Here is a 13406-nt window from a genome sequence, read left to right as displayed (position 1 = left end):
GTTAGACTATTCGCGAAGAACGAGTGGTGATTAAATATGTCCGAAACCGTCACGAATGCAGAGGTCGAAGACGTTCTGTCTTCGATCCGCCGTCTGGTCTCAGAGGATCGCAAACCGGCGCAGAAGCCGTCGGAAGCGCCTGCGATTGAAGAGAAACTTGTGCTGACGCCGTCCTTGCGCGTGTCGAATGACGCGCCTGTGGCCGCCCCTCGGAAAGAGGCGACGCCAGAGGCGGTTCAGCCCCGGTCGGCGTCCTATCAGGATGCGATGCAGGACATGGATACGGACGTTGAGACGGACGAGGGGGCGGATTCGTCCGCCTCGGATCGCAATCAAGTTGCCGAAGATTTTAAGTTTATTTCCGGACGCGAACCGCGTTTTCGCGCCCAGTTCGCCACGCCCGCAGGGGATGGCAAGCCGCAGGATACGGCCGAGCCGCCGCGCAAGTTGGCCTTTAGCGCGCCACGTGCTGCGGCATACTCCACCGATATGCTCAACCTTGGAACATCCGAGCTGGTCGATGACGTGCCACCGACGCCGGATCGGTTGAGCGCGAAAATCGCTGCCCTCGAAACAGCGATCAGCCGCATTCCCGAAAACTGGGAACCTGACGAGCCCGGCAAAAGCGATTATTCCGGCAGCGAAGACCCCGCGATGGCCTGGGAAGACGACGTCGAATTCGACGCCACCGGCGCGCCTGTGTCCGATGCCGCCCAAAACGCTGCGGAAGAGGCCCCGCTGGACGAGGATATGGGCTGGCAAGATGCTGTCGAGCCCCATGCACCCCAAGCTCGTGCCGAACCCCAAGATCGTGTTGTGGACGGCCCCTTTGCCACCCGTGTGACCGCAGCAGATGCGACTGTGACCGATGCCACCGACGCGCATGTCGAAACGGCGCAGAATGATGATGCAACGCTCGGGTTCGGGCCGGATGAATATCTGGACGAAGAGATGTTGCGTGATCTGGTGTCTGAAATCGTCCGCACAGAGCTGCAGGGGGCTTTGGGTGAACGGATCACCCGCAACGTCCGCAAACTAGTGCGCCGTGAAATTCACCGCGCCCTGACGTCGCAAGATCTGGAATAAAGAGCCTTTAGCGCGAAGGCGCATCTTAGTGGATAAGAGGGCAGGGCGTCACGCAAGCCCCTTGCCAGATGTTTTGCATCTCAGGCCAAGACGCCGCCGCCGCAACGTCCGCTTCGAGCCCGTAGTATCCGTTACCTCAACACTGAGCTATTGGTCAGCATGATCCGAAACCTTCAGAGACTCATCGAGCGCCAGATACAGAAGGCGAAGCTGCAAGGTCAGCTTGAAGGTCTTGAGGGCGAAGGCAAACCACTGCCTGATCGCTCAGCAGATGCTTTTGTGGATGCGGGAGAAGCTGCGGGGTTCCGGATTATGGCTCAAGCCGGTGTCGTGCCCGAAGAAATCGAACTCAAGAAGAAGATGGCTGCGCATCAGGGCCATCTTGCCACACTTGCGAACGGGCCTGAACGGAAGGAAGCGATGGCTGAACTCGCTCGCCTTGAACTGCGATACAATATCGCTCGTGAAGCTCGCCAGAAGTTCATGCGCAGATAAATTCTACTCCCCATCTTTTTTGGAAAGCAGCGCGAGCACTTTTCCTGATCGCGCACCCTCAGCGAACGCCAGCTTCGTCGCTGCAACCTAGATTCAAGAACCCAGCACTCTCGCAGAAATCCGCCACTGTCGGGGCTTTACCGTTTCGGCGCAACGCATCAGGTAAGCGGCAGGGCGTCACACCTTGCCCTTTTGCGCATCAGGCGGGCGCGACGCTTTCCGGCATAACACAATCGCATTTAGCCAAAAAAAACGCGGCCCGTGAGCCGCGTCTTTTTGTTCAAACTTTTGGCAGTCTTCAGGCAGCTTCAGCCTGTTGTGCAGCGTGGCGACGCTCGGACTCTTCGCGGGACAGGGCGACAGAGGTACGGACACCTTTGCCAACAAAGTCCATCAGACCTTCGACAACACGCTCGTTGGGGTCAATGCCCGCGCAGCTCAATACTTCGCGGCCATCGCGGGAGCGGGCCCAACGGGCAATCTGTTCAGGACCGTTGCCGTATTTCTTGTCATCGGCAATCGCATCGTCCAATGCAGCCAGTACCACAGCTGCGAAAAGTTTGCGGGCACGGTTACCTTGTTCATTGTTAAAGGCAGTGCCATCAACGAAATCTTTCATCTCGTCGTCCTTTCTATTATTCTTGCTCTTGTCATTTAGGCGTGGGGTTCCTTATGACTGAAAGAGCTCGATTCGGATACACCTTTATTGCATAACACTCATGCATTTACTGCATGGCTTTCGCGGTTGCAGCATCGGGTGCGCTGTCTTGCGGGGGTCGACGTTGATATATATAGGTCGGTCCAATCTCTCTTCAACTTCATTGCTATGGTGCTGATACATGCCAAAGATTAACGGGAACGAAATTCGGCCAGGAAATGTGCTCGAGCATAACGGTGGTCTCTGGGCAGCGGTCAAGGTCGATCATGTCAAACCGGGCAAGGGCGGTGCCTTTGCTCAGGTCGAAATGCGCAACCTGCGCAACGGGTCGAAACTGAACGAACGCTTCCGCAGCGCCGACAAGGTTGAAAAGGTCCGGCTCGAGCAAAAAGACCAACAATTCCTGTATGAAGACGCAGGTATGCTGGTTCTGATGGACACCGAAACATACGAGCAAGTGCAGCTTTCAGCCGAGCTTCTCGGTGAGCGTCGCCCCTTCTTGCAGGACGGTATGATGGTCGTGGTCGAGTATCACGAGGAAGAGGCGCTGAACGCGTCCTTGCCACAAAAAGTAACCTGTAAAATTGTCGAAACTGAACCGGTCGTCAAAGGCCAGACAGCGGCGAATTCCTTCAAGCCAGCGGTGCTTGATAACGGCGTCAAAGTGATGGTGCCGCCCTTCGTCGGACAGGACGAAGAGATCATCGTGAACACCGAAACGATGGAATATTCCGAACGCGCGTAAGCTGTGGTGTGACGCTACGTCATAGCTTCGCTGCGATGCAGAGCCCCGGTGAACGCCGGGGCTCTTTTGCGTTGCGGGGCTGCGGGGTATCGGATTTGGGAGCCTCGAAACTCCCCAATCACGGGTATTTGTTGCCGATATGCAACTTTTCCGGCGGGCTGCGCACGCTGTCATTTCAGGGTGCCTAATATTTGCGCAGCGCCGTTGCGGGGCCTTAGCCGTCCGTCACCATGGTCACCGTGGCATCCCCCGCCTGCATCGCCGCCTTGGCACGGTCATACCGCAGATAGGCCAGCGCATGGGTGCCGGTGCGGGTAAAGATCGTACCAGCAGGTTTGCCATCGGCGGTGATGTCCGTGCCGGGTTCTACTGGCGCGCTGATCTCGACCTGGGCCAAACCTTTGCGCAGCTCGGTCTTGTGCTTCATGCGGGCCGTTACCTCTTGTCCGACATAGCAGCCCTTGCGAAAATCCACGCCGTTCAGCCGCTCGAACCCCATTTCGAGGATAAAGCTGTCCGAGGTAAGCTCTGCCCCGGTTTCAGGGATCATATAGGTCACCCGCAGCGCGTCCCAATCGGTGGTGTCATCGGTTTGCGGTGTGTCGCGATAGGCGCGCCAGCCCATGCGGGCATCGCGGGGGTCGCTATAGGAATTGTCCGGTGCGCTCTCTAGCCCGCGGTGCAGATGCAGGCCGGTCGCGTCTATCGTGACATCAGCCCGCAGCTTGTACATGGTCAGGCGTTGCACCAGCGCGTCGGCATCCGCCTCGGCCACGTCCAGAAAAACGCTGTCCCCGTCGGCGGACAAGAAGAAATCGGTGATGAATTTGCCTTGGGGCGTCAGGATCGCGGCATAGATCGGGGCCTGATCCAGCTTGCGGATATCGTTGGTCACAAGGCCCTGCAGAAACTCGCGGGTGTCGGGGCCTGACAGTCTCAGGATGCGGCGGCTGGTCATATCGCTTGTCCTTTCAATGGTTAACATGACATATAGCAGCGCAGTTCGAAGCTGAAAGGGGCAACCATGCGCGCGCCTATATCTGTTGTCATTCCGACCTTGAATGCCGAAGCGCCCCTGACCGGCTGCCTAACCGCCCTGATGGAGGGGCTGGAGGCGGGGCTCATCCGCGAGCTGATCATCAGCGACGGGGGATCAACCGACATGACCCTGACAATGGCAGAAGCATGGGGCGCAGAGATCGTCATCGGTCCGGCATCGCGGGGCGGACAGTTGCGGCGAGGCTGTGCGAAAGCGCAATCCGACTGGCTGCTGGTATTACACGCCGATACGCGGCTGGCACCGGGGTGGACGGGGCCCGTCACCGCGCATCTGCAGGGGCAGAAAGCGGGATGGTGCCAGCTTCAATTCGATCAGGGCGGCATGGCCGGCAAAGCGGTGGCCGCTTGGGCGAACCTGCGTAGCCGTTTGGGGCTTCCCTATGGCGATCAGGGGCTGCTGCTGCCACGTGCGCTTTATCAATCGGTTGGTGGGTATCCTGATCAGCCGCTGATGGAGGATGTAGCGCTAGCGCGTGCCCTGCGCGGCCATCTGCTGGGGCTGGAGGTCACCGCGGTGACGTCGGCCGACAAATACGCGCGGCAGGGCTGGTTGCGTCGCGGGGGGCGTAACCTATGGACATTGATCCGCTATTTCGCGGGGGTCGCCCCGGCCAAGCTGGCCGAGGGTTATGCCAAGTGACCCGCGTGCCGGGGGGTGGCCTAGTTGCCGAACAGCCGGAGCCCGATACGTTGCAGCAGGTTCGGCTCGACAGGTTTGAGGCCGCGTTCCATCCGCCGCATCGCCGCTAGATTGCGCCCGTCGCTGACGGTTTTTCCATCCTCGAACTGAAGCCGATAGAGATCGGCATAGATGCCGCCACGGGCCAGAAGGTCTTCGTGTTTGCCTTCATCCATGACGCGGCCACGGTCCATCACAACGATCTTATCCGCGCCGCGGATGGTAGACAGACGGTGGGCGATGACCAAGGTGGTGCGCCCCTGCGAGAGGCGGTCCAGCGCTTGCTGCACGACTTTCTCTGACTGCGCGTCCAACGCGCTGGTGGCTTCGTCCAACAGCAGGATCGGTGTGTTGCGCAGCAGGGCGCGGGCGATCACGACACGTTGGCGCTGCCCCCCCGACAGGGCAGAGCCGCGCGGGCCGACGCGGGTTTCCAGCCCGTGTTCAAGTTTGGGCAAAAAGTCCGACACATGCGCCGCATCCAGCGCCTGCTGCAGCTCTTCGTCAGATACATTCTCGCGGCCCAATACGATATTCTCGCGCAGGGTTTCGTCAAACAAAAGCGCCTCTTGCGTCACGACAGAGAACAAGCCGCGCAGCGCGGGGATGTCCATCTCTGTCAGGGGGACGCCCGCGATGCTGACGTTGCCCTCTTGCGGGTCGATCAGACGGGTCAGCAGGTTGAATATCGTCGATTTCCCCGCGCCAGATGCGCCGACGAGCGCCGTCGTCTCGCCTGCCGCCGCGTGCAGCGTGAGATTGTCCAGCACCTTGGCATCACCGTAAGACAGGCTAACCCCCTCCAGCGCGATATGCGGTGGGGTGGTGGGCACAGGCGTGGGTTTGGCGGGCGAGGTGAGATGTACCGGCTCGTCCATCAGCTCTTTCAGGCGTTCCAGCGCGGCAGCAGCCGTCTGCCACAACCCGCTGATCGCCCCCAGACGGCGCAGCGGGTTAAAAGTGAACCCCATCGCGGTAAAGAAGGTCATGAACTGACCGATGGTTTTCTCGCCCTCGATGATTTCGTTGCCGCCATAAAGGATCACGGCCATGAACCCGAGGCCCGAGATGATGTCGATCATCCCCGGAATGGCCGAGTTCCCGAAAGAGGCACGTACCTCGGTACGGATATAGGTTCTGGTCAGGTCTCGGTATTGCTTGGCCTGATACTTCTCAAGCGCGTTGAGCTTGATTTGCACGATGCCGTGGAAAACCTCGTCCAGCCGTGTCGACAGGGTCGCGCCCAGATCCCGTGCCTCGCGCGACCGCGCGCGCACAAAGCGCTGCGCCAATGCTGCGGGCATGACCATCAGCGGCAAGCCGATGCAGGCCAGTAGCGCCCAGACCGGGTCGATAGAGATCGCGACGCCAAGCAACACGATCAGCCCGATCAAGTCGCGACCGGCACCGGTGATCACCGCCTGCCAGACCGACCCGATGGCATTCACATCCGATTGCACGCGCTGGATCAGAAAACCCGGGGGGTTCTGTTGGTGAAAGGCCCCGTCCTGCACCATCATCCGGTCCAGCAGATCGATCCGCATATCAGCCGCCGATTTCTGCTTGATGCGTGTCAGCAGCACCTTCTGCACCACACCCGATACGGCGCGCAGGACGAAAATGCCCACCAGCATCAGACCAACCCACAGCAATGCGCCTTTCTCACCGGCGACGAACACCTGATCGAACATCGGCTGCATCAGCTTTGCCAACCCGCCCATGGTCGAGGCCTCGATCGACATGAAAATGACCGCGACAAGCAGCACCCACATATGCTTTTTCAGATAGTCGCGCCAAAGCCAGGTCAGCAGTTCGCGCGAGGTATAGGTCACATCACTCATATAAAGGCCGGTTCCTTTGGGCATATACAGTTACGGGTTTACGCAGCCCTTAGGGGCAGGGCAAGCTGCCTGCGCGCTTTGTGTGATTGACGCGGCGCTGGCTGCGGATAAGTTGCAAGAGATTTTTCCTGCTGAAGGGCCCCCGTGTCATGCCGAAACTTTCCAACCTGTCACAAGGGCGCGGCTACCTCGCGATCCCCGGACCGTCGGTCATGCCCGAGGCTGTGTTGAACGCGATGCACCGTCCGGCCCCCAATATCTATGCCGGTGAGATCGTCGATATGATGCCGCCGTTGATGGAGGATCTGCGCCGTATCGCGGGCACGCAGCATCATGTGGCGATGTATATTGGCAACGGCCACGCCGTCTGGGAGGCATCGCTGAGCAATGTCGTAGCCCCCGGTGACAAGGTGCTGGTGCCCGCGACAGGGCGGTTCGGTCACGGCTGGGGCGATGCCGCTACAGGCATCGGGGCAGACGTCGAGGTGATGGATTTCGGCCTGCAATCCACAATGGACATCGACCAGATCGCCGATCGTCTTGAGGCGGACACCAACCACGAGATCAAAGCCGTGCTGGCCGTGCATGTGGATACCTCGACCTCGGTGGTCAACGACATCGCCGGTCTGCGCGCGGCACTGGATGCGGCAGATCACCCCGCGCTGCTGATGGTGGACTGTATCGCGTCCTTCGCGTGCGACCGCTTCGAGATGGACAACTGGGGGGCTGATGTCATGGTCACCGCCTGCCAGAAGGGGCTGATGGTCCCGCCCGGGGTGAGCTTCGTCTTTTTCAACGACCGTGCGGCTGCGGTGCGCGATGCGATGCCACGGGTCAGCCGTTTCTGGGATTGGACCCCGCGCGCCAATCCCGAGGAGTTCTATCAGTACCACTGCGGCACAGCCCCGACGCACCATATCTACGGCCTGCGCGCGGCGCTGGATATGATCCACGACGAGGGGCTGGAAGCCGTCTGGCAGCGTCACGAGACCTTGGCGCGCGCGGTGTGGGCGGCCTGTGACGCGTGGGGGGCAGAGGGCGATCTTTCCCTGAACATCGCCGATCCCGCTTTGCGCAGCCATGCGGTGACAGCGCTGCGGCTCAAGGCCCCCCAAGCGACAGAGCTGCGCGACTGGGTCGAAGGCAACATCGGCCTGACCCTCGGTATTGGACTGGGCATGGCCCCCAAGGGCAGCCCCGAAAGCCACGGTTTCTTCCGTCTGGGCCACATGGGGCACGTGAACGGACAGATGATCATGGGGATGCTCGGCGGGATAGAGGCCGGGATGTCCGCACTCGAGATCAAACGCGGCTCCGGCGCGCTAGAGGCGGCGGCGAAGGTGATCGGCGGGGCCTAGCCCCGTCGCGCGGCTATGCGATCGATCATGGCATTGACGGCCCAGCCCGACAGCACCACCGCAAACAAGCCCCATAGCGCCCAGATCACAACGAATAGCCACAGGATATTGACGCCGAACATCACGACGCAGGCGCTGGTATAGTTAGGGGCCGGTTGGCGGCGGTCTGAAGAGCGCATGATGCCACCTCGCAACTGGATCATGGCCCAGCATAGGCGGGATATGCGCTACGTCAGCCTTTTTTCGCATCCTCAAGGGCACCCGGCAACGCCGCGGCAAAGGCATCAAGGTTATCTGGCGTGCCGCAGCTGACCCGAATACAGCGGTTCTGCGGCGCGGCGAAGGGCATGCGCACAAAGACGCCGCGCGCCACCAAACCGTCCAGTACCGCCTTGGCAAAGCTGCCGTCCGCCCCGCAATCAATCGCCACGAAATTCGCGGCAGAGGGAAGGGCAATCAACCCGTTATCCTCAGCGATCTGCGCAATCCGGTCCCGCGCCTCAGCGATTCGAGCCTGCACATGGGCCAGCCAGTCGCTGTCCTGCAAGGCTGCAAGCGCCCCGGCCTGGGCCGCGCGGTTCATCCCGAAATGGTTGCGCACCTTCCCAAAGGCTGTGATCAGATCCGGTGCGCCGATGGCATAGCCAACCCGCGCTCCCGCCAGACCATGGGCCTTGGAAAAGGTCCGCATCCGGATCAGACGCGGGTCATCGGCGGCAAGATCGGGGGCGGTGCCCTCGGGGGCGCAATCGATATAGGCCTCGTCCAGCACCAGCAGACAGCCCTTCGGCAATGCCTCTAGCGCGCTGGAAATGACGGGCCCTTCATGCCAGCTGCCCATGGGGTTGTCGGGGTTCGCCAGATAGACCAGCTTGGCATCTACCTCGGCAGCTTTGGCAAATAGGGCCGTAGGATCCTCGTGATCACCGGCATAGGGCACCTTATGCAGCACACCGCCAAAGCCTGCCACGTGATAATTGAATGTCGGATAGGCCCCGTCCGAGGTCACGACCGCGTCCCCCTCCGTCACCATGAGCCGCACCAGATAGCCCAGCAACCCGTCGATCCCTTCGCCCACGATGATGTTGGCGGGCGAGATACCATGATGCGCCGCAAGTGCTGCGCGCAGGTCGTGGCTTTCCGGATCGCCGTACATCCACTGCTGGGCCTGCGCCATTGCTTCTATCGCGCGGGGAGAGGGGCCAAAGACGTTCTCGTTCGCCCCCAACCGCGCATCAAAGGCGCGCCCCATGGCGCGCTCCTGCGTTTCGGGGCCGACAAAGGGCACGGTAGAGGGCAGGGCGTCGGCAAGCGGGGTGAGGCGATACTGTGTCATGGGGTTCAGCTACTGCATCTGCCCTGCTTCGGGCAAGTGACATCAGCATGCCCGCGCGCGGTTTTGGGTGCCGTAGCGTTTCGCTTTGCAACACGCAGGCTTCATGCCCAAACTGACGAAAATTCGAGGAGAACCCAATGAGCCGCGTTTCCGTCACCTATGACAATCACATCGCCCATGTGCGCCTGACCCGCGCCGATAAAATGAATGCCGTTGATCAGGATATGATCGACGCTGTCATCGCCGCCGGGAACGAGGTCGCTGCATCGAACGCGCGTGCCGTGGTGATCTCGGGCGAGGGCCGGGCGTTCTGCGCGGGGATCGACATCGGCAATATGGGGGCGCTGGCGGGCGGTGACCCGACGGAACGGATGATGACGCGCACCCATGGCGACGGCACCACCAACCAGTGGCAAGAGGTCGCGATGGTCTGGACCCGTGTCGGCGTGCCAGTGATCGCGGCGCTGCATGGCAAGACCTACGGCGCGGGTCTGCAACTCGCGCTCGGGGCCGATATCCGCATCGCGGCCCCTGATACCGAAATGGCGGTGATGGAGATGAAATGGGGCATCGTCCCGGACATGGGCGGCATGGTCCTGCTGCCCAAACTGGTGCGCGGCGACGTGCTGCGCCTGCTGACTTATACCGCGCAACCCATCGGGGCAGAGCAAGCCGAACGCTGGGGGCTAATCACCCAGATTGCCGAAGACCCGCTGGCCGCCGCGATGGCGCTTGCCACCACCATCGCGGGCAAAAGTCCAAGCGCCATCGAGGCCGCCAAACGTCTGACCGCCTTGGCAGAGACGGGAACCGAAACAGAGGTTTTGCGCGCGGAATCCCGTGAACAGGCGGCGCTGCTGGGACGCCCGCACCAGATGGAAGTCATCGCCGCCGAATTCGGCAAACGCCCCGCGGTCTTCAAAGACTAGCGCCGCAAAAAAAGTCAGCCCCGCCTGATCGCTCAGACGGGGCCTTCCAAATGGACGATCTTTGCTTCCCAGCGAGGACCGCAGACGTATCTTGCGCCGGTATTCGTTTCCAAATGGTAAAAAAATCCTCGCCGAAGGCATCTTTTGGAGCGTCAAAAGAGATTTTTGCCTTCGGCGAGGATTTAAAGCCATTTGGAAGCGGTGCTGATTATCCCAGCTCGGCCAAACGGTTCAGAGCGGCCTGAAGCTGGTCTGCTTCTTCCTGCCGCGCATCAAGGTTGCTTTGGGCTTCCGCGACGACCTCCGCCGGGGCGGAGGCGGCGAATTTGGGGTTGTTCAGACGCCCCTTCAGCCCGCCGATTTCTTTACCCAGCTTGTCGAGCGACTTTTGCAGACGCGCTTTTTCCGCGTCGATGTCGATCAGCCCCGCAAGCGGGAGGCCAAAGCTCGCGCCCGGTGCGGCGATGGAGACGGTGCCCTTGGGGAAGCTCTCTGTCTTCTCAAGGGTTTCGACCCGCGCCAGACGTTTGATCATCGCCTCGTTGCGGTCCCATGCGGTTTGGCCGGCGTCGTCCATATCGGTATAAAGCATGGGCACTTTGAGCCCCGCGGGCACATGCATCTGCGCGCGCGCCGAACGGATGGATTCGATCAGGCCGATCACCCAGTTGAGTTCGCGGTCGGCATCGGCATCCAGCATCTCGGCGGTGCTGTAGGTCGGCCAGTCGCCATGCACCAGCATCTTGGAACGGGTCGCCGTGGTCTGCCACAGTTCCTCGGTGATGTAGGGCATGATCGGGTGGAGCAGCACAAGACATTGATCCAGCACCCATTTCAGCGTCTGGCGAGTCTCGGCGGCCTCTGGCGCGTCGTCTTGCAGCAGGGGTTTGGAGAGTTCAACGTACCAGTCGCAGACCTTGCCCCAGACAAAGGAATAGAGCGCATTTGCCGCGTCGTTGAAACGGTAGTTGTCCAGTGCGGCGTCGACCTCTTCGCGGACGCGGGCGGTTTCGCCGATGATCCATTTGTTCAGCGTGTGATCGACCTGGGTGTGGCTGGTGTAGGTCACTGCCGCGACGCTGTCCTCGAACACGCCGTTCATCTCGGCGAAACGGTGGGCGTTCCACAGTTTGGTGCCGAAGTTGCGGTAGCCGGCGATGCGTGCGGTCGACAGTTTCAGGTCGCGCCCCATGGCGGCCATTGCCGTCAGGGTAAAGCGCACCGCATCCGCGCCGTATTCATCGATCAGATCCAGCGGGTCCAGCACGTTACCAAGCGATTTGGACATCTTCTTGCCCTTCTCGTCGCGCACAAGCGCGTGGACATAGACTGTATCAAAAGGCTTTTGATCGACCACAGCGTATTGCATCATCATCATCCGGGCGACCCAGAAAAAGATAATGTCAAAGCCGGTGATCAGCACTGAAGTGGGGAAGTATTTCGCCAGCTCATCCGTCTGTTCTGGCCAGCCGAGCGTACCGATGGGCCAGAGGCCCGAGGAGAACCACGTGTCGAGAACATCAGGGTCACGGGTGAGCGTCTTGCCGGGGGCCATCGCCTGTGCTTCGGCTTCGGTTGCCGCGCAGTATTCCTTGCCCTCGTCGTCGAACCACACAGGGATCTGGTGCCCCCACCACAATTGGCGCGAGATGCACCAGGGTTCGATGTTTTCCAGCCAGTTGAAGTATACTTTGCGGTCCTGTTCGGGCAGGATCTGTACCTCGCCGTTGCGCACGGCGTCGATGGCGGGTTGCACGATCTTCGAGGTCTCGACAAACCATTGATCGGTCAGCATCGGTTCGATCACCACTTTCGACCGGTCGCCGAAAGGTTGCATGATCTTTTTGGGCTCGACCAGTGGGACCAGCGTCTCGTCCCGCTCCTCGCCGCCTTCTTCGGGGGCGAGGGGGGCTTTGACGGGTTTGCCCAAACGCGGATCGGTCGGCGGCACCATGACGGCCAGGCCTTCGGCGGTGATGTCGGCAATGACCTTGGTGCGCGCCTCGAACCGGTCGAGGCCGCGGTATGCGTCGGGGACGAGGTTGATCTCTGTCGCGTCCGCGGGCGCGTCTTCACGGCCTTCGGCGATGGCGGCCGCGCGTGCGGCGGCGGCGTCATAGGGCAGGCCGTCGGCGCGCATGGCACCGCGGGTGTCCATCAGCGCGTAGAGCGGGATGTTGTTCCGTTTGGCGACGCCGTAGTCGTTGAAGTCATGGGCGCCGGTGATCTTCACCGCGCCCGAGCCGAAATTCTTGTCGGGGTATTCGTCGGTGATGATCGGGATACGGCGGCGCTGCGCCTTGGGGCCGACGGGGATTTCACACAGCTTGCCAACGATCGGCGCATAGCGTTCGTCAGAGGTGTGAACCGCGACCGCGCCATCGCCCAGCATGGTTTCGGGGCGGGTCGTCGCGATAGAGATATAGTCGCGTTCCTCGGAAAGCGCCACGTTACCGTCTTCGTCTTTCTCGACGTAGGTATAGGTCGCGCCATCGGCCAGCGGGTATTTAAAGTGCCACATGTGCCCGTCGACTTCGGTGGATTCGACCTCGAGGTCGGAAATCGCCGTCTCGAAATGCGGGTCCCAGTTGACCAGGCGCTTGCCGCGATAGATCAGGCCCTTGTTATACATATCCACGAAGACCTTGATCACGGCGTCGTGGAAGTTGCCTTCCTCGCCCGCGGGGGCACCGGGGGCACCGGACATGGTGAAGGCGTTGCGTGACCAGTCAAGCGAGGTGCCCAGACGTTTAAGCTGGCCGATGATCGTGCCGCCGGACTTCTGCTTTTGCTCCCACACTTTGGCGGTGAAATCCTCGCGGGTGAAATCGGTGCGGCGTTTGCCGTCTTTGGCAAGTTCGCGTTCCACTACCATCTGCGTCGCGATACCGGCGTGGTCCTGACCGGGCTGCCAGAGCGTGTCAAAGCCACGCATCCGGTGCCAGCGCACCAGAATATCCTGCAATGTATTGTTGAACGCATGGCCCATGTGCAGCGATCCTGTCACGTTGGGCGGCGGGATCATGACCGAAAAGGTTTCCTTGCGCGAGGCATTGGCACCGGCTTTGAAGGCACCGGACTCTTCCCATGCGGCATAGAGGCGGGCTTCGGCCTGGGCGGCGTCAAAATTCTTGTCGAGGGCCATGATCAGCGTCCTTCTATTCACGTAGCGCTTTGAGCTTTGGGATGATCTAGCCGAGCGGGGCGTAAAGGGGAAGGC

General features: G+C 61.0%; 12 protein-coding genes. 6 read left to right on the top strand and 6 right to left on the bottom strand.

Annotation, left to right across the window (positions count from 1 at the left end; translation table 11 throughout):
- The first annotated feature begins 36 nt into the window (after window positions 1-36).
- Window positions 37-1086 carry a hypothetical protein gene (locus SJY36_RS11160; RefSeq protein WP_386175080.1) on the top strand — a complete coding sequence of 350 codons (1050 nt, stop codon included), beginning with the start codon at window positions 37-39 and terminating at the stop codon, window positions 1084-1086.
- A gap of 159 nt (window positions 1087-1245) precedes the next feature.
- Complete coding sequence (locus SJY36_RS11155; protein WP_340248669.1) at window positions 1246-1581, top strand: DnaJ family domain-containing protein; 336 nt, start codon at window positions 1246-1248, stop codon at window positions 1579-1581.
- A 298-nt stretch (window positions 1582-1879) separates the two neighbouring features.
- Here the strand turns inward: SJY36_RS11155 and SJY36_RS11150 are convergent, their stop codons facing one another.
- Window positions 1880-2200, bottom strand: coding sequence for a DUF6280 family protein (locus tag SJY36_RS11150; protein WP_005849321.1), 321 nt, complete (start codon window positions 2198-2200; stop codon window positions 1880-1882).
- Between the two features lie 220 nt (window positions 2201-2420).
- Between SJY36_RS11150 and efp the strand changes: the two genes are divergently transcribed.
- The gene (efp, locus tag SJY36_RS11145; protein ID WP_009825091.1) at window positions 2421-2984 is read left to right on the top strand and encodes an elongation factor P; all 564 of its coding nucleotides are present in this window, start codon (window positions 2421-2423) and stop codon (window positions 2982-2984) included.
- A 214-nt stretch (window positions 2985-3198) separates the two neighbouring features.
- Here efp and SJY36_RS11140 read toward each other — a convergent pair whose 3' ends face one another.
- Window positions 3199-3942 carry a YgfZ/GcvT domain-containing protein gene (locus SJY36_RS11140; protein ID WP_386175077.1) on the bottom strand — a complete coding sequence of 248 codons (744 nt, stop codon included), beginning with the start codon at window positions 3940-3942 and terminating at the stop codon, window positions 3199-3201.
- Window positions 3943-4008: 66 nt separating this feature from the next.
- Here SJY36_RS11140 and SJY36_RS11135 point away from each other — a divergent pair, with 66 nt between their 5' ends.
- Window positions 4009-4683, top strand: coding sequence for a glycosyltransferase (locus SJY36_RS11135; RefSeq protein WP_386175074.1), 675 nt, complete (start codon window positions 4009-4011; stop codon window positions 4681-4683).
- 20 nt (window positions 4684-4703) lie between these two features.
- On the opposite strand, the gene SJY36_RS11130 is transcribed toward SJY36_RS11135, so the two are convergent.
- A complete protein-coding gene (locus tag SJY36_RS11130) occupies window positions 4704-6563 on the bottom strand; it encodes an ABC transporter ATP-binding protein (protein ID WP_386175071.1) in 1860 nt (619 codons plus the stop codon).
- Window positions 6564-6712: 149 nt separating this feature from the next.
- On the opposite strand from SJY36_RS11130, the gene SJY36_RS11125 reads away from it, so the two are divergent.
- Complete coding sequence (locus SJY36_RS11125) at window positions 6713-7921, top strand: pyridoxal-phosphate-dependent aminotransferase family protein (protein WP_386175069.1); 1209 nt, start codon at window positions 6713-6715, stop codon at window positions 7919-7921.
- On the opposite strand, the gene SJY36_RS11120 is transcribed toward SJY36_RS11125, so the two are convergent.
- Both SJY36_RS11120 and SJY36_RS11115 read right to left on the bottom strand, forming a co-directional pair.
- A complete protein-coding gene (locus SJY36_RS11120; RefSeq protein WP_386175066.1) occupies window positions 7918-8100 on the bottom strand; it encodes a hypothetical protein in 183 nt (60 codons plus the stop codon). The genes SJY36_RS11125 and SJY36_RS11120 overlap by 4 nt on opposite strands.
- A gap of 53 nt (window positions 8101-8153) precedes the next feature.
- Entirely contained in the window at window positions 8154-9257 is a 1104-nt protein-coding gene (locus SJY36_RS11115; protein ID WP_386175064.1) for a pyridoxal phosphate-dependent aminotransferase, read from the bottom strand.
- Window positions 9258-9394: 137 nt separating this feature from the next.
- Between SJY36_RS11115 and SJY36_RS11110 the strand changes: the two genes are divergently transcribed.
- Window positions 9395-10186: a crotonase/enoyl-CoA hydratase family protein gene (locus SJY36_RS11110; protein WP_386175061.1), complete on the top strand. Its 792-nt coding sequence runs from the start codon at window positions 9395-9397 to the stop codon at window positions 10184-10186.
- Window positions 10187-10394: 208 nt separating this feature from the next.
- Here the strand turns inward: SJY36_RS11110 and SJY36_RS11105 are convergent, their stop codons facing one another.
- Window positions 10395-13331, bottom strand: a complete 2937-nt coding sequence (locus SJY36_RS11105) for a valine--tRNA ligase (RefSeq protein ID WP_386175058.1) — start codon at window positions 13329-13331, stop codon at window positions 10395-10397.
- Between the last annotated feature and the right edge of the window lie 75 nt (window positions 13332-13406).

This window comes from Sulfitobacter sp. R86518 (assembly GCF_042466275.1).
Classification (GTDB): domain Bacteria; phylum Pseudomonadota; class Alphaproteobacteria; order Rhodobacterales; family Rhodobacteraceae; genus Sulfitobacter; species Sulfitobacter pontiacus.
The sequence above is the reverse complement of the archived record's forward strand: the minus strand, read 5'-3'. Positions and strand labels throughout refer to the sequence as shown.

Coding starts and splice junctions, on each gene's coding strand:
- SJY36_RS11160 (WP_386175080.1), top strand. CDS start 37: ATGTCCGAAACCGTCACGAATGCAGAGGTCGAAGACGTTCTGTCTTCG.
- SJY36_RS11155 (WP_340248669.1), top strand. CDS start 1,246: ATGATCCGAAACCTTCAGAGACTCATCGAGCGCCAGATACAGAAGGCG.
- SJY36_RS11150 (WP_005849321.1), bottom strand. CDS start 2,200: ATGAAAGATTTCGTTGATGGCACTGCCTTTAACAATGAACAAGGTAAC.
- efp (WP_009825091.1), top strand. CDS start 2,421: ATGCCAAAGATTAACGGGAACGAAATTCGGCCAGGAAATGTGCTCGAG.
- SJY36_RS11140 (WP_386175077.1), bottom strand. CDS start 3,942: ATGACCAGCCGCCGCATCCTGAGACTGTCAGGCCCCGACACCCGCGAG.
- SJY36_RS11135 (WP_386175074.1), top strand. CDS start 4,009: ATGCGCGCGCCTATATCTGTTGTCATTCCGACCTTGAATGCCGAAGCG.
- SJY36_RS11130 (WP_386175071.1), bottom strand. CDS start 6,563: ATGAGTGATGTGACCTATACCTCGCGCGAACTGCTGACCTGGCTTTGG.
- SJY36_RS11125 (WP_386175069.1), top strand. CDS start 6,713: ATGCCGAAACTTTCCAACCTGTCACAAGGGCGCGGCTACCTCGCGATC.
- SJY36_RS11120 (WP_386175066.1), bottom strand. CDS start 8,100: ATGCGCTCTTCAGACCGCCGCCAACCGGCCCCTAACTATACCAGCGCC.
- SJY36_RS11115 (WP_386175064.1), bottom strand. CDS start 9,257: ATGACACAGTATCGCCTCACCCCGCTTGCCGACGCCCTGCCCTCTACC.
- SJY36_RS11110 (WP_386175061.1), top strand. CDS start 9,395: ATGAGCCGCGTTTCCGTCACCTATGACAATCACATCGCCCATGTGCGC.
- SJY36_RS11105 (WP_386175058.1), bottom strand. CDS start 13,331: ATGGCCCTCGACAAGAATTTTGACGCCGCCCAGGCCGAAGCCCGCCTC.